The sequence below is a fragment of the Bradyrhizobium sp. genome, from assembly GCF_036735945.1.
GTDB lineage: Bacteria > Pseudomonadota > Alphaproteobacteria > Rhizobiales > Xanthobacteraceae > Bradyrhizobium.
Genome location: NZ_DAINNI010000054.1, coordinates 1 through 17428, shown reverse-complemented (window position 1 = coordinate 17428; position 17428 = coordinate 1). Strand labels below are relative to the sequence as shown.

Below are 17428 nucleotides of genomic sequence, written 5' to 3'. Positions count from 1 at the left end.
GGCCGCATCTCGCGGGGGGACACGATGAACCGATTTTTCCGGACATTGACATCGCTGCTGGCGTTGGCCGCAGGCGGCATTGCCGCAGCGCACGCGCAGTCCGGCTATCCCGACCGTCCGGTGAAGATCATCGTCCCGATCGGCCCGGGCGGCAGCTACGATCTGGTCGGGCGGCAACTTGCCGACGCGCTTTCGAAGCGGATGGGGCAGGCCTTCGTGGTCGAGAACAAGCCGGGCGCCGGAACCGTCGTCGGTACGCAGGCCGCCGCTGCGGCCGAGCCGGACGGCTATACGCTTGTCGTCGGCGGCCTCTCCAACATGGCCTTCAACTCGGCGCTGTATTCGAAGCTCGGCTACGATCCGCGCAAGGATTTCGTGCCGGTCGCACTGATCTACAAGTTCGGTTACGTGATGGTCGCCCGCAAGGATCTGCCGCATGCGAAATTGCAGGACATCGTCGCCGCGGCGAAGGCGAGCCCGGGCTCCATCTCGGTGGCGACGGCCGGCGTCGGCACCGGGCAACATCTGGTAGCTGCCGCCTTCATGAAGGCGGCCGGCGTGAAGTTCCAGGAAATCCCCTACAAGGGCTCGCCGCCGGCCTTCACCGATCTGCTCGCCGGCCGCATCGACCTGTTCTTCGATTCCAATTCCGCCGGGCTGCCTTACGTCCAATCAGAGCAGGCGCGGGGCATCGCGGTGCTGTCGTCGAAGCGCAGCCCGCTGGCGCCAGATGTGCCGACGATGTCCGAAGCTGGAGTCCCCGGCCTCGACGTCGATTCCTGGCTCGGGATATTCGCGCCGGCGAAAACGCCGCCCGAGGTCCTCGCAAAACTGCGCCGGGAGATCCGCAGCATCCTGCCCGAACTCAAGGAACGGTTCGAAAAGAGCGGCGGGGAAGCGTGGGATCTTGCCGACGACAAGCTCGATGGCTTCGTCGCGTCCGAGTACGAGAGCTGGACCAGGCTGATCCGCGAGGCCGGCATCAAGCTGGATTGAGTGCCTCGATTATTTCACGCGCTCGATCAACTCCATCGCGCCCGCCGGCGCGCGGATCTTGCCCTCGTGGATCACATAGGCGAACACGTCGCGCGGCATCTTCTTCGGCTTGCTCTTGTCGACCCGCGACAGGTCGTCGGGCTCGCCGCCATCGGCCCAGGCCTGAAAGCGCTTGGCCCAGGCGTCGAGTTGTTTTGGCGGATAGCACGTCTTGATCTCATCATCGCCCTTCTGCAGCCGCGCATAGACGAAGTCGCTAGCGATGTCGGCAATCGCCGGATATTTGCCGTGTTCGGCAAACACCACCGGCGTTTCGAACTGGCGCAGCAGGGCGATGAACTCCGGCACGCAGAAACTGTCATGCCGCACCTCGACCACGTGGCGCAGCGCGTGCCCATCCAGCTTGCGCGGCAGCAGTTCGAGGAACTTGCCGAAGTCGGCCTCGTCGAATTTCTTGGTCGGCGCGAACTGCCAGAGCACCGGACCGAGCCGGTCGCCAAGCTCCAGCACGCCGGAATCGTAGAAGCGCTTTACGGAATCGCCGGCCTCCGCCAGCACCCGGCGATTGGTCGCGAAGCGCGGGCCCTTCAATGAGAACAGGAAACCATCGGGCACCTCGCGGGCCCATTTGCGAAAACTCTCCGGCTTCTGCGATCCATAATAGGTGCCGTTGATCTCGATCGAGGTCAGCTTGGAGGCGGCATAGGACAGCTCCTTGGCCTGCGCGAGCTTCTCCGGATAGAAAACGCCGCGCCACGGCTCGAAGGTCCAGCCGCCGATGCCGATATAGATGCTGCCGCTGTTCTTCGCGGTCGATTTCGCAGGCTTGCTCACGGGAGAACTCGTCGGGAATGAGAAGGGGCCTGATGATGTTAGCCAAACCGGTCATGGTTGGCCAGATTGCGAAAGAGGCCCCGGAAACCGGAGCCTCTTGCTGCTGTCAATCTACTCGTTTCGAGTTGCGTGCGCCCTAGCGCTTGTCCTGCGTTGGCGACGCCTTGCCTGCCAGTCCCTTGAAGGGATCGAGGGCTTGCCTCGCGAGGCGGGTGTGGAGTTCGCAGATCTTCTGCGACTCGGCGACCGAGTTTTCATAGGCCCGCTTCACGAATTCGCTCTGGACCGTCATCGCCTTGTCGAGCGAGCGCGCGCCGCTGAGTTGCTCGACAAACGAGCCGAACTCCTCGAGTGATTTCCTGGTGTAGTCGCGGTAGGCGTTGGCGATGGTCTGCAGGCTTACCAGCGTGATCTCGGCCGGCGGGGCTTCGGCAGCCTTGGGGGCTACGGGCTCGGGCGCCAAGGGCTCGGGCGCCAAGGGCTCGGGCGCGGCGTGCTCCAGCGCAGCGGGCGAGGGCGCTGCTTCCGGCGCAGGCCCGGGCAAAGCGGCGACGGACTCTACCGCTGCAACGGCCTCGACCGGCTCGGCTGCGGCCGGCGGCTGATCCATCGCGGGGCTCTCGACGACAACGGGCTCCGGCTGCGATTGCAGGTTCTGATCCGCCTTCTGCGGTTCGACAGGTTCCGGGGTCTGCAACTGGACCGGCGCGGGGCTCCTGACGTTCGCCTTCTTCTTGCGCTCGCCTTTCCCCTTGCTTCGCCCGGATTTTCCCGGCGGTTTGGTTACATCTGTCGTCGGCATTCTTTTCCCTCATCCCTGTCAAAATCAAAGGTCGAAACTCTGCCATGTTTGCGATGGAATCGCGGTTCTTGCTTGTCCGTCGCGCGGCACTCGCGTGGTGAGATTTTGAAGATCCGCCGCTCGGCCGATTTTGCCGGTAACCGATGCCGCGGCCTATTTCGTCACGCGCTTTTTCCATGATATCAGTTCCCGGTCAGGCAGGGGATAGCTGAGCATGAATTCGCAATCGATCGCAGGTCTTTTGGGCGCTATTGTCGCTTCGGTTGTGATGGTGGTTGCGATTGCCTACGGGCCGATCGGCCAGTACGGCAAGCCGGCCAGGCCGGCGAGCATCCAGCAACCGGCGTCGGCGCTGCAGCAGGTTCCCGCGGCGCCGGCCCCGCGCGGGCCGGTGATTCGCGAAGTGCCGAACTAGGACCCCTTGCGGAAGGCCCTGGGCATTCCTATCTCGCATGTAACGGCGACGTTGACGCGTTAAAGCTCCGGCGCTGGGACGACCATGAATGGCTCGGCTGCGCCGGATGTACGCGCGCCCCCTGTTCGTGGTCGTTGGCATTTTCAGAGCATTTTCAAGCGATGTAGGGTCTGGGGGACGATCCGGCCGCGGCTACCGATTCGTCCGCGCTGGACAATCAGCCGGCCGATCTCGTCCCGGTTTTCACGGTCCGGTCACCTCGTCGCCAAGCTCGCCTTGGCATGTCAGCGGCCTGCGGATATACGCTGCCGGTCATGAATGACGCCATCAAACCGGACTCCCTAACCCCGTCGCAGGCCGGTTTGCCTGAGCTTTCGGTCGTTGTCCCGACCTTCAACGAGCGCGACAATGTCACCGTGCTGTACCGGCGGCTGGAAGCCACGCTGGCCGGCATCGCCTGGGAAGTGGTTTTTGTCGACGACAATTCCCCAGACCAGACCTGGGAAGTGGTGCGGGCGCTGGCGCGGAAGGATTCCCGCGTCCGCTGCATCCGCCGGATCGGACGGCGCGGCCTGTCGGGCGCCTGCATTGAGGGCATTTTGGCCTCGAGTGCGCCCTATGCGGCGGTGATCGACGCCGACCTGCAGCACGACGAGACGCAGCTCCCGAAGATGGTCGCGCTGTTGCGCAGCGGCGAGGCCGAACTCGTGGTCGGCAGCCGCTATATCGAGGGCGGCAGCGCCGACAGCTTCAACAAGCAGCGGGCAGGGGCCAGCCAGTTGGCGACCGAAGTCGCCAGGCGTACGCTGAAGGTCGAGATCGCCGACCCCATGAGCGGCTTCTTCATGATCCGCCGCGACCGTTTTGAGCAATTGGCGCCGCAGCTCTCGACCCAGGGCTTCAAGATCCTGCTCGATATCGTCGCGACCGCGCAGGGCAAGCTGCGCACGATCGAAATTCCCTTCACCTTCGGGTCGCGCCAGCATGGCGAGAGCAAGCTCGACTCCATGGTGGCGCTGGACTTCCTCGGCCTGGTGCTGGCCAAGATGACGCACGACGTGGTGTCGCTGCGCTTCCTGTTGTTCGCGATGGTCGGCGGCACCGGCCTCGTCGTCCATCTCGCGGCGCTGTTCGTCGCGCATGAAATCTTCAGGGCGCCGTTTGCCGAGGCGCAGGCCGTCGGCGCGCTGGTCGCGATGACCAGCAACTTCATCCTGAACAATTTCCTCACCTATCGCGACCAGCGGCTGAAGGGATTTGCGATCCTGCGCGGCCTCCTGCTGTTCTATCTGGTGTGCGGCGTCGGGCTGCTCGCCAATGTCGGCGTTGCCTTTGCGGTCTTCGACCAGGAGCCGATCTGGTGGCTGGCGGGACTTGCCGGTGCGCTGATGGGCGTAGTCTGGAACTACGCGATGTCGGGCCTGTTCGTCTGGCGCAAGCGATAATCGGAACATGAACCCGAATGAGGCGCGGGTTGCCCTGAACACCGGTCTGGTGATCCTGGGGCTGGTGGCGCTGCGCCTGATCGCCGCCTGGTTCACGCCGATCACCTTCGACGAAGCCTATTACTGGATGTGGTCGAAGCATCTGGCCGGCGGCTATTACGACCATCCGCCAATGGTCGCCGTCGTGATCCGGCTCGGCACCATGATCGCCGGCGACACCGAATTCGGCGTGCGGCTGGTGTCGGTCCTGCTCGCGCTGCCGATGAACTGGGCGATCTATCAGGCCGCCGCCATCCTGTTCGGCAGCCGCCGCGTCGCGGCCTCGTCCGCGATCCTGCTCAACATCACGCTGATGGCCGCGGTCGGCACCATGATCGTCACGCCCGATGCACCGCTGCTGGTGGCAACCGGCGTTCTGCTGTTTGCGCTCGCCAAGGTGCTGCAGACCGGTCAGGGCGTGTGGTGGCTCGCGGTCGGCGCTGCCGCCGGCTGCGCGCTGCTGTCGAAATACACCGCGCTGTTCTTCGGCCCGGCCATCCTGATCTGGCTGGTTGCCGTTCCCAAGCTGCGGCACTGGCTGATGTCGCCGTGGCCTTACCTCGGCGGGATCGTTGCGCTGCTGCTGTTTGCGCCCGTCATCCTCTGGAATGCCGAACATCACTGGGTGTCCTTCATCAAGCAGATGGGGCGGTCTCGGATCGAGCATTTCCGCCCGGCCTATATCGCCGAATTGATTCCAACGCAGATCGCGTTCGCGACGCCGCTGGTCTGGGTGCTCGGGACGATGGGGCTTTATGCGCTGTTCCGCCGCCGCGCCGGCGCGCAGCCGGCGCGCGTGCTCGTCAATGCGATGTTCTGGATCGTCGTCGCCTATTTCGTCTGGCATTCGCTGCATGCCCGCGTCGAGGCCAACTGGTTTGCGCCGGTCTATCCGGCATTTGCGATCGCCGCGGCGGTTGCCGCGCATCTGGTGCAGTGGCCGCCGCGCTGGCAGCGTCTGGCGGACTTCTGCCGCCGCTGGGCGGCGCCAAGCGGTATTGCGATGTTCGTGCTGCTGGTCGTGCAGGCCGACACCGGCCTGCTGTCGGGCTATCGCCGTGATGCCACCGTGCGCAGCATCGGGGTCGGCTGGCGAGAGACGGCCGCCGCGATCGAGGCCGCGAGGGCGCGAACCGGAGCTACCTGCGTGCTGGCTTCCGACTACGGGACCACCGGCTGGCTCGCCTTCCATCTGCCGAAGGGCACCTGCGTCGCGCAGCAGAGCCAGCGCATCCGCTGGGTCAACATGCCCGAGCCTGACGCGGCGCAGCTTGCCGGCCCCTTGCTCTACGTCCGCGAGGTCTTCCCCGGCGATGACCCGTTGAGCGACAGGTTCGCCAGCGCGGAGAAGATCGGCGAAGTCGAGCGCAAGCGCGGTCCGCTGGTGATCGAGATTTATGCGCTGTATCTGCTGCGCGGGCCGAAGGGCGAGGTGTTCGACCGCACGCCGCCGCCGGCGATGTAGGCGGCGCGGCGGTCACTCGGCGGCGTCGTGTCGCGCACATTGATCCGGCGTCAGGCATTCGCTCCGCCACAGCCAGACCGTAAGCGAGCCGGACCTGCCGCGAATCTGCGCTTCGACGGGGCCGGAGAGGCTGCCGGTCTTCAGCCGCGCCCCGCTGCTCTCAGCCGCAACGCGCAAGGTGTCGCTCACCGCCAGCCGGACATCGTGGCGGGCCGCCACTTCCATCAGCCGGCTCGCCACGTTCACAGTGTCGCCGGTGGCGGTGATGTGCTGATGGTTGCGGCCGCCGAGCCTCGAGGCGACGATCGGGCCGAAATGCGCGCCGATCTTGAAGCCGATCCGCGCCGCGATCTGCGGCGGCAAGGCCTCGATCCAGCGTTCGGTCCTGACGCACAGCGCGATCGAGCACTGTGCGGCGCGTGTCGCATCGTCCACCGAAGCCTCCGGCAGGCCGAACAGGATCATGGCGCCATCGCCGAGGAAGCTCGTGATGACGCCGCCGCAGCGGGTCACCTCCTTGTCGACAAGGGCGTGGAATTCGTGCAGCAGCCCGCGCGTGGCATCGGGGTCGAGCGTTTCGCTGAGCGAGGTAAATCCGGACAGGTCGACGAACACCACGGCGGCATTCTGCCTGACCGGCGCGAGCAGAAAGTCGGGATCGCGCTTCAGCCATTGCTGCAGGCCCGGGGTGTGGAATTGTTCGAGCAGCCTGTTCTGCGCGGCGAGACGCTCGGCGCTGCGCCGGCCCGACCATAGCTGAATGCCGCCGAACAGCATCAGCGGCGGGGCTGCGGCCGCGATGGTCACCGCGGCGTTGAGCCAGATGCCGTGCGCGAAGGCGATCGCGTTCGCGGCCGCCCATGCCAGCACGACGGCGCTGACTGCAATGAGACCGACGGCGTTTCGCCGCCACGCCAATAGTCCGATCAGCAGCAGCGGAAGCAGGATCGTCGCGATCGCCTCGATGATGCGGACCGGCCGGTCGCGCACGATGTCGTCCGCCGCCACGAGGTGCGTGATCGCGGTTGCGATGATTTCCACGCCCGGCATCAGCGAGTCGAACGGCGTCGGAAAGAAGTCGCCGGCGCCGGTCGCGGTGGCGCCGAGAACCACGATGCGGCCCTGGATCACTTCCCTGTCGACATTGCCGTCGATCAGATTGGCAGCGCTGATCGTGCGGATGGTCTGGCGCGGGCCGTAAAAGGAAATCGGCAGTGCATAGTCCGCGGCCGTTTGGACGGGCCGGCCGCCGAACCTGAGGCGGTCGGGCTCGATCGTCAGCTTCTGGCCGATCGCAATGGAGGCGACACGGAGCGGAAACGACAATTCGATATTGTCGCGCGACCGGAACAGCATCGGCACCGATAGCGGCGTGCCGGTCTGGCCCGTCGCCACGTTGACGATGCCGACTTCGGCGCGCTCGGCAAATGCCGGGAGCGGCCGCAGGAAGCGGTTGGCCGTCGGCAGCCGGGCCAGCGGCCCATCGCTCTCCGCGGAGGGTTGAACGGTGTCCGAGAACACGGCGGCCGCCGCGAGCACGGTCGGACGGAGCGTGAAAGAGTTTGCGAGCGCCGCATCGCCATCCGCGGGACCCTTGTCGACCAGCAGGAGATCGACGGCAATGACCTTCGGCTCCAGCCGCGCGATCGCCTCGACGATTTTGGCGATCTCCGCGCGCGGCAGGGGATAGGCGCCGCCGAGCTTGACGATGGTGTCGTCGATCGCGACGATCGTGACCAGGTCCGGCGGCGCCTTGACGCCCCGCGCCAGCGTTCGCGCGTCGGTCAGCGCCGATTCCAGCCGGTCGAGAAAGCGCAGATGACCGCGCGTATGGCCGAACCAGATCGCGCCTGCCCATAATCCCGTGCAGAGCAACGCAACCACAATATGAAGACGTCGGCTGCTCATTGGCTCGGCTTCTATTGTCCCAATCTTGCCATCAGGGCCGCAACGCGCGGCGCGCCCCAGCGCTTGACGACGAGGTTGCCCGAGGTCTCGACGTCGACGCCTTCGCCGGGGCCGAGCACGACGCTGCCGCGACCGGCAGCGCGCGCGACGCTCACGCGGCCGTTGACGACGAAGACGGAGGTCTTACCGCCCTCGGCGTCGACAGCCCATTTGGTGCCACGCACCGCGGCAATCGCCTGTGGCGTAATCACATTGAAGCGCGCGCGGCCTGCCTTCTTCGGCACTTCGAGCAGCAGCGCCCTGTTGCTGAGTTCGACGGAATCGACATGGCCGTCGCGGTTGCGATCCCGCAGTTCAAACCTGGCGCCGCTCTCCGCGACGATCGTGATCCCGGACTCGCACTGCAAGGTCTGCGTCGCCTGCGCGGTCAATGTGGACGTACAGCCGGATATTGCCGGCTGGGCCGCAACGGGCACGGCGAACAGCAACAGCCCCGCGAAGGCGATCGATCCGGCGCGCGCCGGCGTCATTGTCATGGCAGCTTCCCCTTGGGTACGGACGAATATAGCGATTAGGGGTTGTGATACGGTGCCGTATCGCTTGCCGTCGCCAATGCAAAGCCAATGGCCGGCGATAATGTGTCTCTGGGCGAGGATTTAGGTTCGGCGATAGCTGCCATGCGAGAAATCGGCCAAAAACGTCGCCAAAACAGGCCGAAACCGCTAGTTTATCACCGATTTTTTGCTCGCCGCTGTCGGCCTGGCGAGGCGATGGACGTTCTTCCAATCGACCAGTCCAACAGGAGGTGTCCCCATGTCCGGTTCCACCCTGAAGCCCGCCGCCGAACTCGCCCGCGCCAGCAGCTTGCGCTTTCCCAACGAGAGCGCCGAATATCGCCGCGCCCGCGAGCAATTGCTGGCGGAGGAAATAGAACTTCGCCGTCACATCGAGCGCGTCGCCGCCTTGCGCCGCGCGCTGCCGCCGGGCGGCGCGGTGATGAAGAAGTATGAGTTCGAAGGCGAGGGCGGCAAGGCGACGCTGCCGGATCTGTTCGGCGACAGGCAGACGCTCGTGATCTTCAGCTACATGTTCGGCCCGCAGCGCGAGCAGCCGTGCCCGATGTGCACGTCGTTCATGAGCACGTGGGAAGGAAAGCTCCCTGACATCGCGCAGCGCATCGCCTTCGTATTCGTGGCGCGCTCGCCGATCGCGCGGCTGATCGCGGCGAAGAAGGCGCGCGGCTGGACGCAACACCGGATCTATTCGGATATGTCGGGCGACTACACGCGCGACTATGTCAGCGCTGCCGACGCCGACGTGCCCGGCTACAGCGTGTTCACGCGGCGCGACGGTAGTATCCGTCATTTCTGGTCCGGCGAAATGGGAGGTGCGACCGCCGATCCCGGACAGGATCCGCGCGGCGCGCCCGACATCGATCCGCTCTGGACCATTCTCGACACCACGCCGGAAGGGCGCGGCAAGGACTGGTATCCGCGGCTCAGCTATTAGCGCATTCGACCCATTCAAGGATTGAGGCCGAACTTGGTCCAATATGGGACATCCGGTGTGGGCTTTGCGCCGGATGTCCCTGATCCCAGCCGATTCAAGCTGATTTCTGCATCGATCGAGAACCGATTTTCCCAATAGTTCCATATGTTTGCAAGCGCCTTAGTTCCGCCCGCGTTTAATCCTGATTTAACTAAAATTCGCCTTAATGACGCTCTGTGCCTCTGCGAGATGCTGCGGGGTACCCGTCGGGACGCGGCATCAAAGGGGGACTTGGTGGAATTTGTTCTGGGCGTTGTGTGAATGAGTAAGCGTACGCGTGCGTTCGGCCCTGCGGCTTCCAACCGCAGGAAACCTTCCCGTAAAGCTATTCCTCAAAATTTCCTCGGCGGTGTCGCGGTCGCTGGCCTCGTGCTGGGCTGCGCCTGGACCGTTTACACCAACGTGATCGGCGCCAGCATCTATCCGACCGTGAACAGCGGCGCTTACGACGCGCCCGTTGCCAGCAGTAACTCCACTGTCATTGCCGCCCGTCCGGTGCAGCCGGCCTTCGACGAAGTCTTCGCATCGCTGGAACAGCGCCCGCTGGTGATGCCCGCGCCGGAGAACGTCGCGAACTCGATGATGTTCAACGAACGGTTCGCTGCGGCTGCCGCGCAGGGCGAGCCGTCGAGAGCCGGCGAGGCGAGGCAAGTCGAAACAACGAAACTTGCGGCGGTCGCTCCGCCGGCTGAAGCGCCGAAGGCTGTCGAGGCGCCCAGGCGCGCCGAAGCGGCCAAGCCGAAGGTTGCGGCGCCTGCGACCCAGCTTGCGCTCAATGTCCCGGCGCCGGCGCCGCAGGAGCCCGCGAAAGCCTCCGCCAATCCCATTCGCGACATGGCGCAGCGCGCCAAGGCGGCCGTGATGTCGATCGGCTCGGGCGACCGCGCGAACATGGTCGAAAAGCTGTGGGGCAAGCAGCCGGCGAACGCGCTGCTGGCCTATGCCTCCGCCGACGCCAGCGTCACCGGAAGCATCATCGATACGCGCAGCCAGAATCCGATGCTCGGCGGCGCGCCGCCCTATGATCGCCAGACGGCGGTCTACGACATTTCCGCGAAGATGGTCTATCTGCCCGACGGCACCAGGCTGGAGGCGCATTCCGGACTCGGCTCCAGGATGGATGACGTTCGCTCCTCGCATGTGCGCATGCAGGGCGTGACGCCGCCGCACATTTACGAGCTGAAGCCGCGCGAGGCGCTGTTTCACGGCGTGCCGGCGCTGCGGCTGACGCCGATCGGCGGCCAGGACAAGATCTTCAATCGCGACGGCTTGCTCGCCCACACCTACATGCTCGGGCCGAGCGGACAGTCCAACGGCTGCGTCTCCTTCAAGGACTACTACGCCTTCCTCGATGCCTACAAGAACAAGGGCATCCGCCGCCTCGCGGTGCTCGCGAAGGTCCAGTAGGTAGCGCGCGACACTGCTTCGCGAGCGAGCGTTGTCGATCCCCGCGAAAGCGGCTGCACGCCTTTCGATTCAGGCAAGAACATCCTCCTTGTCATTGGGAGCCGCGAAGCAATTCATGCGCCCGCTCCGGGACGGATGAATTCGCTTCGCTGCGCCCAACGGGACATCGGTGCCTCTCTTCTAGCAGCCGGATGTTCGTTACGAGCGGATATAACGGCGATACGCTAGCGAACAACACTCAAGCGAAAGTCCGGTGCTGGAACCGAATTGCGGCGCACTGCTTCCTTGTTACCCATGCGCATTTCAGGGTTGCTTCGGGCATCTCATTTGCATCTAACTCCCTCGACGGCATGCGAGCGGAAGGTCCGTATTGCAACCAAGCACTGGAAGCTTGTTCGTCTGTAGAGAGAGCGCGTCTCATGGGAGTACGCGCGAAAGAGGGCAGATCTGATCGATGTTGAAACCGACGTTTCGCGACGTTCCGAATGGCGAACGCCGCAGACGCGTCACTGGGGGTTTTCCGCAGTGAAGTGTCGCGACACAATGGGCAACCGCCTTCTTGCAGCATTGCCTGCGCCGGATCTCGATTTGCTGGGGCCTGAACTTGAGACGATCGCGCTTGAGCAGGACGCCGTCCTTTCCCGGGCAGGCGACGAAATCGAATATGTCATCTTTCCCCACAGCGGCGCTATCACAATGATGATCGACATGGCGGACGGACACACGGTCGCCACCGCGGCGGTCGGGCGCGAGGGAGCCGTCGGCATGCTTTCGGTGCTCGGGCCATCACCTTCGGCAACGACGTCCGTCGTTCGGGCGGCCGGCGCCGCGTTCCGGATTCCGGCATCGCGGTTCTACAGGGTGTTCAACCGGAATCCTGCGGTCCGGCGCATGGTTCAAAGTCACGTCAAGACGATGTTGGTTCAGTTCCAGCTTGGTTTGGCGTGCAATGCGCTGCATCCCGTCGAGGCCCGCATGGCGCGGTGGCTGCTTCAACTGCGCGACTGCGTCGACCACGATGAGCTGCCGCTCACCCAGCATGCGCTGTCGCAGATGCTCGGTGTGCGACGCACGACCGTGACGCTCCTGATGCGCAAGCTGCGTGCGCGTGGAGGCATCAGGGCTGATCGGCGAGGCCTGATCGAGATCGATCCGAGACGGCTCGCGGTCGCGGCGTGCGAATGCCATCGAACCATGCGTCGTGAAGTCGAGGAGATTTTTTCAGCGGATTGGGACCCATCGCGCGCGCCGGTTCTACGCGAACACGAGCGCACTCCTGGGAGAAAGTCGGGTAATGCCTTGTGAGCGCTTTCGCGCGATCCTTGATCCCCGCATGATCTCCTGATGCATTTGCTGCGAAGTCCAACCCGGGGGAGAGAACTCGCCGGATCAGCGTCTCTGCAGCCAATCATGTTCGGGTGGTTGCTGCGATACCGCCTCGCGCTTTGCAATTTCCCGCAGCACTTTCGCTGTCTGGCGCAGCTCCTTGCGCTCAGGACCCGGCTTCAGCCGTCGTGCCTCGTCAAGAATGTCCTTGGCCTGCAGCAGCCAGGTGGAGGTCTCATCTGAAATTTGCATGCGCGGCATGGCGTCCCCTCGACCGCAATCATCCTCCGTCCCGCGCAAACGATTACGCCGTAGAGCCGGCGTGATGCTGCAACCGGATGCTCGACTCGTCGACCCAGGCTTCGCGCGCGAACCAGGGATGATCGGTGTGGCAGATCACGCAGCGCGTGCGTGAGAAGAACACCGAGCAACGGCCGAAGCTCTCGCGATCAGTCCTGATACCGGTGGGGATCGCGTGTCCGGTTCGCGGACATTTGACCATTACCATACCCATGTCACTCTCCCTGCAAATTGCCCGTTGCTTTTGTGCGGAAAGTACCGGCCGGTTGGAGCATGCCTGTGGTCGGTGCGGGTCACTTGGGGGGCATCGCGCACCTTGTCGGTCGAGCAGAGCTGGTGGGGGCTCTGTGCTCAACGGGCCAAGTTCCAACCGGCCGGATCTCTCCTTGAAAGTCCCTGGACGTGTATCGGGCAGGCTCTCAGTTTGCCTGACGGAGAGCCTTGCTGAAGCGCTTCCTCATCGGCTCGCCGGTTTCGTTCGCAAGCTTCTGCGAAAGCGCCCACAATTCGCTGGTCTGGTGGGAAGCGGTGTCGAATGCCTTGCGCGTTTGCTTCGCGGACAATTCAAAAGCGTCTGTCGCCGATTTGCTGCCGTAGAGATGGATCATGAAATCGAGCGCAGAGACGGTGTTGACGCTCGACAGCTCGAGCACTTTCAGCCCGTAGTCGGTGGCGCTCCTGGCGTTGCTGGAATAGGTCTCGCGCAGCGCTTCCGTCATCTCCTCCGACGCGGCCTTGATCTTCTCGAGGCGTTCCCGGGTGCGGGCGAGGGCCTGCTCGCTGCCGTTGATGCCAGGCAAGCCGATGTTCGAGAAGCCCAACAGCGGCAGTCCGAAAACATTGGCTTCGTTCGTTGCTTTCATTTTGCTTTCACTCACGCAGCATTACTCCATTCAGGCGAAAGCATTCTCCGCGACGCTAACCAGCGCCGCGAGAACTCGCGCTCCGTGTCCGACCAGATTTTGGATGAGCTTTGATTTAGCCCCTTACCCGATGCAACTTTGCGCCAGGAGACGTCGAACGTCGGTTCGAATTGCGACTCTCGCGAAGAATTTTTTCTGCGATTGTCAACACAAACGATCGTATATCCACGGCGCATTGTGCAAAACAGGGATATCTCGGAAATCGGGCAGCCATCTCGTCAGCATTGCCGTGTGTCCGCGCGGCCGACTTTCGCTGCGTTACGGCAAGCGTCTGCATCGCCGGCCCAAAACGAAAACCCCGGCATTGCTGCCGGGGTTTTGCATTCTTGTTGGCTTGAGTGGCCGGACTTAGAAGTCCATGCCGCCCATGCCGCCGCCCGGGGGCATGCCGCCCGCCGGAGCGTTCTTCTTCGGCAGTTCGGCGATCATCGCTTCGGTCGTGATCAGCAGGGCCGCGACGGACGCCGCGTTCTGGATCGCCGCACGGACCACCTTGGTCGGGTCGATGATGCCCTTGGAGACCAGGTTGCCGTATTCGCCGGTCTGCGAGTCGAAACCGTAGCTGTACTGCTCCTTCTCGAGGATCTTGCCGACGATGACAGAGCCGTCTTCGCCGGCGTTGATCGCGATCTGGCGGGCCGGCGCGGACAGCGCCTTGCGCACGATCTCGACGCCGGTCTTCTGGTCGTCGTTCTGGGTCTTGATGCGCTTGAGCTGCTCGGAGGCGCGGAGCAGGGCGACGCCGCCGCCCGGCACGATGCCTTCTTCAACCGCCGCACGGGTCGCATGCATCGCGTCATCCACGCGATCCTTGCGCTCCTTCACCTCGACTTCGGTCGCGCCGCCGACGCGGATCACCGCTACGCCGCCCGCGAGCTTGGCCAGACGCTCCTGCAGCTTCTCACGGTCGTAGTCCGAGGTGGTTTCCTCGATCTGCGCCTTGATCTGGGCAACGCGGGCCTCGATGTCGGCCTTCTTGCCGGCGCCGTTGACGATCGTGGTGTTCTCCTTGTCGATCATCACCTTCTTGGCGCGGCCGAGCATCTGCAGCGTGACGTTCTCGAGCTTGATGCCGAGGTCTTCCGAGATCGCCTGGCCGCCGGTCAGGATCGCGATGTCCTGCAGCATGGCCTTGCGACGATCGCCGAAGCCCGGAGCCTTGACGGCCGCGACCTTCAGGCCACCGCGGAGACGGTTGACGACCAGCGTGGCCAAAGCCTCGCCTTCGACGTCTTCGGCGACGATGATCAGCGGCTTGCCGGTCTGCACCACGGCCTCGAGCAGCGGCAGCAGCTCGTTCAGCGAGGAGAGCTTCTTCTCGTTGATCAGGATGTAGGCGTCATCCATCTCGACGCGCATCTTGTCGGCGTTGGTGACGAAGTAGGGCGAGATGTAGCCGCGGTCGAACTGCATGCCCTCGACGACGTCGAGCTCGGTCTCGAGCGACTTGGCTTCCTCGACGGTGATGACGCCCTCGTTGCCGACCTTCTTCATGGCGTCGGCGAGGAACTTGCCGATTTCGGCGTCGCCGTTGGCCGAGATGGTGCCGACCTGGGCGATTTCCTCGTTCGAGGTGACCTTCTTGGAGTTCTTCTCGAGGTCGGCGACCACGGCTTCCACCGCGAGGTCGATACCGCGCTTCAGATCCATCGGGTTCATGCCGGCGGCGACCGACTTGGCGCCTTCACGGACGATCGCAGCCGCGAGCACGGTCGCGGTGGTGGTGCCGTCGCCGGCCGCGTCAGCGGACTTGGAGGCGACTTCGCGCACCATCTGGGCGCCCATGTTCTCGAACTTGTCGTCGAGCTCGATCTCCTTGGCGACGGTGACGCCGTCCTTGGTGATGCGGGGAGCGCCGAACGACTTGTCGAGGACGACGTTGCGGCCCTTCGGACCGAGCGTGACCTTCACGGCATTGGCGAGAATGTCGACGCCGCGCAGCATGCGGTCGCGGGCATCGACGCCGAATTTGACTTCTTTGGCTGACATATTTGGTTTCCCTGAGTTGATCTTTGTTTCTCACCCTTTGCGGGGAAGCGCCTTGCGGCGCTCCTCAGGGTGAGCGGTGCAGGCGAAGGATTAGGCGGCCTTCTTCTTGGAGGCGGGGGCGTCGAGCACGCCCATGATGTCCGACTCCTTCATGATCAGGAGCTCCTGGCCGTCGATCTTGACCTCGGTGCCCGACCACTTGCCGAACAGCACACGGTCGCCGACCTTGAGGTCGATCGGGATCAGCTTGCCGGCTTCGTCACGGCCGCCGGGGCCAACGGAGACGACTTCGCCCTGGGACGGCTTTTCCTTGGCACTGTCCGGAATGATGATGCCGCCAGCGGTCTTCTCTTCAGCGTCGATGCGCTTAACCACGACGCGGTCGTGAAGCGGACGGAAGGTCATGCAGTCCTCCTAAACGTATGGGAATGTTGTCGATTTTGTAGTTTTGGCAGTCCGTGCCAGCGAGTGCCAGCACGGCTGCGGCTGATTTAGGCCAGACTTGTTTGGGGGACAAGGGCTTCTAGCAGAAAAATTAGCACTCGGAAAACCGGTCTGCCAATTTCGTCGGGCATGATTAACGACCGGCCGGTCACCGCCGGACCCCGTATTAGCACGTGCGGTAAGCTGCTGCTAACGCGTGAATTTTCAACACATCATTAAACATTTAGGCTTGTGATGGGTTGGTATCGTGCGTCACATTTCTCTCATGTGAGCGCATCTCCGCCGGGGTGGCTCGGTGTGCAGCCACCTCGACAATGCGCTCCAGAAATGGAGGTATTGGCATGGTCTCGCGGGTTGGTGTTGTTTCCGACGACTTCCGGAAACAGGTGCTGGGTTACGGGCTGACGACGGCGCAAATCCTGTATCGGATGCCGGATCATCCCTCGCTGCTGCAGACCTATGTCTGGCAGAACTACGATCTGTTTCCGAAATTTCCGGCGCTGAAAGATTTCCTCGCCTTCTGGGAGGAAAAGCTCGAGGGCCCGCTGTTTTCCGTAACCGTTGCCCATTCCAGGCTGATCAAGCCGGCGGAGCTGCGGGCGGTCGACGGGGTGTTTCAGCTGCATTGAAGCTTGCGCCGAGGCTGTAGGGTGGACAAAGCGCAAGCGTGCCCACCATTGCCGATGCAAATCTCGCGCTTGATGGTGGGCACGGCGCTGTGCGCCTTTGCCCACCCTACCGAATTGAATTCGTGTTAGCCTCTCGTCAAACAACGATGGAAAGGGAGGAAACAATGGCCAAGAAGAAAGTGGCGTCACGCCCGGCGGCGCAGCCCGCCGTGAAGAAGAAATGGTCGGGCCACAAGACGGCGGCCAAATCCTCGGCACGCAAGACCATCAAGTCCAAGGCGCGCGTGTCGAAGGCCAAGCCGGCCAAGAAGGCGCGGCCGAAGCAGACCATCGCCGTCAGCCATCACCGCGAAGAGGACTTCAAGGCCGACGGCCTGCGCACTTACGCAAAGTACCGCGACCTCGGCATCAAGGATGCGACACATGGCCTGGCGCAGGCCCATGTTATTCGCCTGGAAGGGCCCTGCAATCCGGCGGAAGTTTCCAAGCTGCATTACCACGACGTCGAATTCCAGATGGTCTACGTGCTCAAGGGCTGGGTGAAGACCTACATGGAAGGGCAGGGCGAGACGCTGATGCAGCAAGGCAGCGCCTGGACCCAGCCGCCGCGCATCAAGCACCTGATCATGGATTATTCCGACGACGTGGAATTGCTGGAAGTGATCCTGCCGGCGGATTTCAAGACGGTGGAATTGGCAGGTTGATCTCGTAGCCCCGATGGAGCGAAGCGAGATCGGGGGCCGCTGCCGATCAATGAACACGTGTCCCGGATTGCGCTTCGCTCCATCCGGGCTACGGGTTTATGTGAGCACCCCCACCACTGAGCCCATCAGGCACGTCGTCAGCGTGCCCGACACGATCGACTTCAACCCCAGCGCATTGATCTCCTCGCGCCGCTCGGGTGCCATGGTGCCGAGGCCGCCGATCATGATGCCGAGGCTGGCGAAGTTGGCGAAGC

The 17428-nt window shown here is 63.7% G+C and carries 19 protein-coding genes; 9 read left to right on the top strand and 10 right to left on the bottom strand.

Annotated features, from left to right (window positions below):
* The first annotated feature begins 24 nt into the window (after positions 1 to 24).
* Positions 25 to 996, top strand: a complete 972-nt coding sequence (locus V7E26_RS17880; RefSeq protein ID WP_324418399.1) for a Bug family tripartite tricarboxylate transporter substrate binding protein — start codon at positions 25 to 27, stop codon at positions 994 to 996.
* Between the two features lie 9 nt (positions 997 to 1005).
* On the opposite strand, the gene V7E26_RS17875 is transcribed toward V7E26_RS17880, so the two are convergent.
* Positions 1006 to 1830, bottom strand: coding sequence for a DUF72 domain-containing protein (locus V7E26_RS17875; RefSeq protein ID WP_324418396.1), 825 nt, complete (start codon positions 1828 to 1830; stop codon positions 1006 to 1008).
* Between the two features lie 136 nt (positions 1831 to 1966).
* Positions 1967 to 2632, bottom strand: a complete 666-nt coding sequence (locus V7E26_RS17870; RefSeq protein WP_324418394.1) for a phasin family protein — start codon at positions 2630 to 2632, stop codon at positions 1967 to 1969.
* 214 nt (positions 2633 to 2846) lie between these two features.
* Here V7E26_RS17870 and V7E26_RS17865 point away from each other — a divergent pair, with 214 nt between their 5' ends.
* The 3 genes from V7E26_RS17865 to V7E26_RS17855 all read left to right on the top strand — a co-directional run bounded on the left by V7E26_RS17865 (position 2847) and on the right by V7E26_RS17855 (position 5996).
* A complete protein-coding gene (locus V7E26_RS17865; RefSeq protein ID WP_324418393.1) occupies positions 2847 to 3047 on the top strand; it encodes a hypothetical protein in 201 nt (66 codons plus the stop codon).
* A 314-nt stretch (positions 3048 to 3361) separates the two neighbouring features.
* Positions 3362 to 4492 (top strand): glycosyltransferase family 2 protein, encoded by a 1131-nt coding sequence (locus V7E26_RS17860; RefSeq protein WP_324418391.1) that lies wholly within the window; start codon positions 3362 to 3364, stop codon positions 4490 to 4492.
* Between the two features lie 7 nt (positions 4493 to 4499).
* Entirely contained in the window at positions 4500 to 5996 is a 1497-nt protein-coding gene (locus V7E26_RS17855) for a glycosyltransferase family 39 protein (protein ID WP_324418389.1), read from the top strand.
* 12 nt (positions 5997 to 6008) lie between these two features.
* Here V7E26_RS17855 and V7E26_RS17850 read toward each other — a convergent pair whose 3' ends face one another.
* Both V7E26_RS17850 and V7E26_RS17845 read right to left on the bottom strand, forming a co-directional pair.
* The gene (locus V7E26_RS17850; protein ID WP_324418388.1) at positions 6009 to 7904 is read right to left on the bottom strand and encodes a CHASE2 domain-containing protein; all 1896 of its coding nucleotides are present in this window, start codon (positions 7902 to 7904) and stop codon (positions 6009 to 6011) included.
* Positions 7905 to 7915: 11 nt separating this feature from the next.
* Positions 7916 to 8434, bottom strand: coding sequence for a FecR domain-containing protein (locus V7E26_RS17845; protein WP_324418436.1), 519 nt, complete (start codon positions 8432 to 8434; stop codon positions 7916 to 7918).
* Positions 8435 to 8717: 283 nt separating this feature from the next.
* Here V7E26_RS17845 and V7E26_RS17840 point away from each other — a divergent pair, with 283 nt between their 5' ends.
* The 3 genes from V7E26_RS17840 to V7E26_RS17830 all read left to right on the top strand — a co-directional run bounded on the left by V7E26_RS17840 (position 8718) and on the right by V7E26_RS17830 (position 12164).
* Positions 8718 to 9413, top strand: a complete 696-nt coding sequence (locus tag V7E26_RS17840) for a DUF899 family protein (protein WP_324418386.1) — start codon at positions 8718 to 8720, stop codon at positions 9411 to 9413.
* Positions 9414 to 9713: 300 nt separating this feature from the next.
* Positions 9714 to 10859: a DUF2778 domain-containing protein gene (locus V7E26_RS17835; protein ID WP_324418384.1), complete on the top strand. Its 1146-nt coding sequence runs from the start codon at positions 9714 to 9716 to the stop codon at positions 10857 to 10859.
* A 543-nt stretch (positions 10860 to 11402) separates the two neighbouring features.
* Entirely contained in the window at positions 11403 to 12164 is a 762-nt protein-coding gene (locus V7E26_RS17830; RefSeq protein ID WP_324418382.1) for a Crp/Fnr family transcriptional regulator, read from the top strand.
* A gap of 84 nt (positions 12165 to 12248) precedes the next feature.
* On the opposite strand, the gene V7E26_RS17825 is transcribed toward V7E26_RS17830, so the two are convergent.
* From V7E26_RS17825 to V7E26_RS17805, 5 genes are all read right to left on the bottom strand, one after another.
* Entirely contained in the window at positions 12249 to 12446 is a 198-nt protein-coding gene (locus tag V7E26_RS17825) for a hypothetical protein (protein WP_324418380.1), read from the bottom strand.
* 43 nt (positions 12447 to 12489) lie between these two features.
* On the bottom strand, positions 12490 to 12699 hold the full coding sequence (locus tag V7E26_RS17820) for a hypothetical protein (RefSeq protein WP_324418378.1): 210 nt from the start codon (positions 12697 to 12699) through the stop codon (positions 12490 to 12492).
* A 205-nt stretch (positions 12700 to 12904) separates the two neighbouring features.
* Positions 12905 to 13348: a phasin family protein gene (locus V7E26_RS17815; RefSeq protein ID WP_324418376.1), complete on the bottom strand. Its 444-nt coding sequence runs from the start codon at positions 13346 to 13348 to the stop codon at positions 12905 to 12907.
* A 408-nt stretch (positions 13349 to 13756) separates the two neighbouring features.
* Positions 13757 to 15397, bottom strand: a complete 1641-nt coding sequence (gene groL, locus V7E26_RS17810) for a chaperonin GroEL (protein ID WP_324418374.1) — start codon at positions 15395 to 15397, stop codon at positions 13757 to 13759.
* 90 nt (positions 15398 to 15487) lie between these two features.
* A complete protein-coding gene (locus V7E26_RS17805; protein WP_324418372.1) occupies positions 15488 to 15802 on the bottom strand; it encodes a co-chaperone GroES in 315 nt (104 codons plus the stop codon).
* A 380-nt stretch (positions 15803 to 16182) separates the two neighbouring features.
* Here V7E26_RS17805 and V7E26_RS17800 point away from each other — a divergent pair, with 380 nt between their 5' ends.
* Together V7E26_RS17800 and V7E26_RS17795 are read left to right on the top strand one after the other, a co-directional pair.
* Complete coding sequence (locus tag V7E26_RS17800) at positions 16183 to 16470, top strand: usg protein (protein WP_324418370.1); 288 nt, start codon at positions 16183 to 16185, stop codon at positions 16468 to 16470.
* Positions 16471 to 16634: 164 nt separating this feature from the next.
* A complete protein-coding gene (locus V7E26_RS17795; RefSeq protein WP_324418368.1) occupies positions 16635 to 17174 on the top strand; it encodes a cupin domain-containing protein in 540 nt (179 codons plus the stop codon).
* A 96-nt stretch (positions 17175 to 17270) separates the two neighbouring features.
* Here the strand turns inward: V7E26_RS17795 and V7E26_RS17790 are convergent.
* A partial coding sequence (locus tag V7E26_RS17790; protein ID WP_324418435.1) for a nucleoside transporter C-terminal domain-containing protein occupies positions 17271 to 17428 on the bottom strand: 158 nt, incomplete at its 5' end.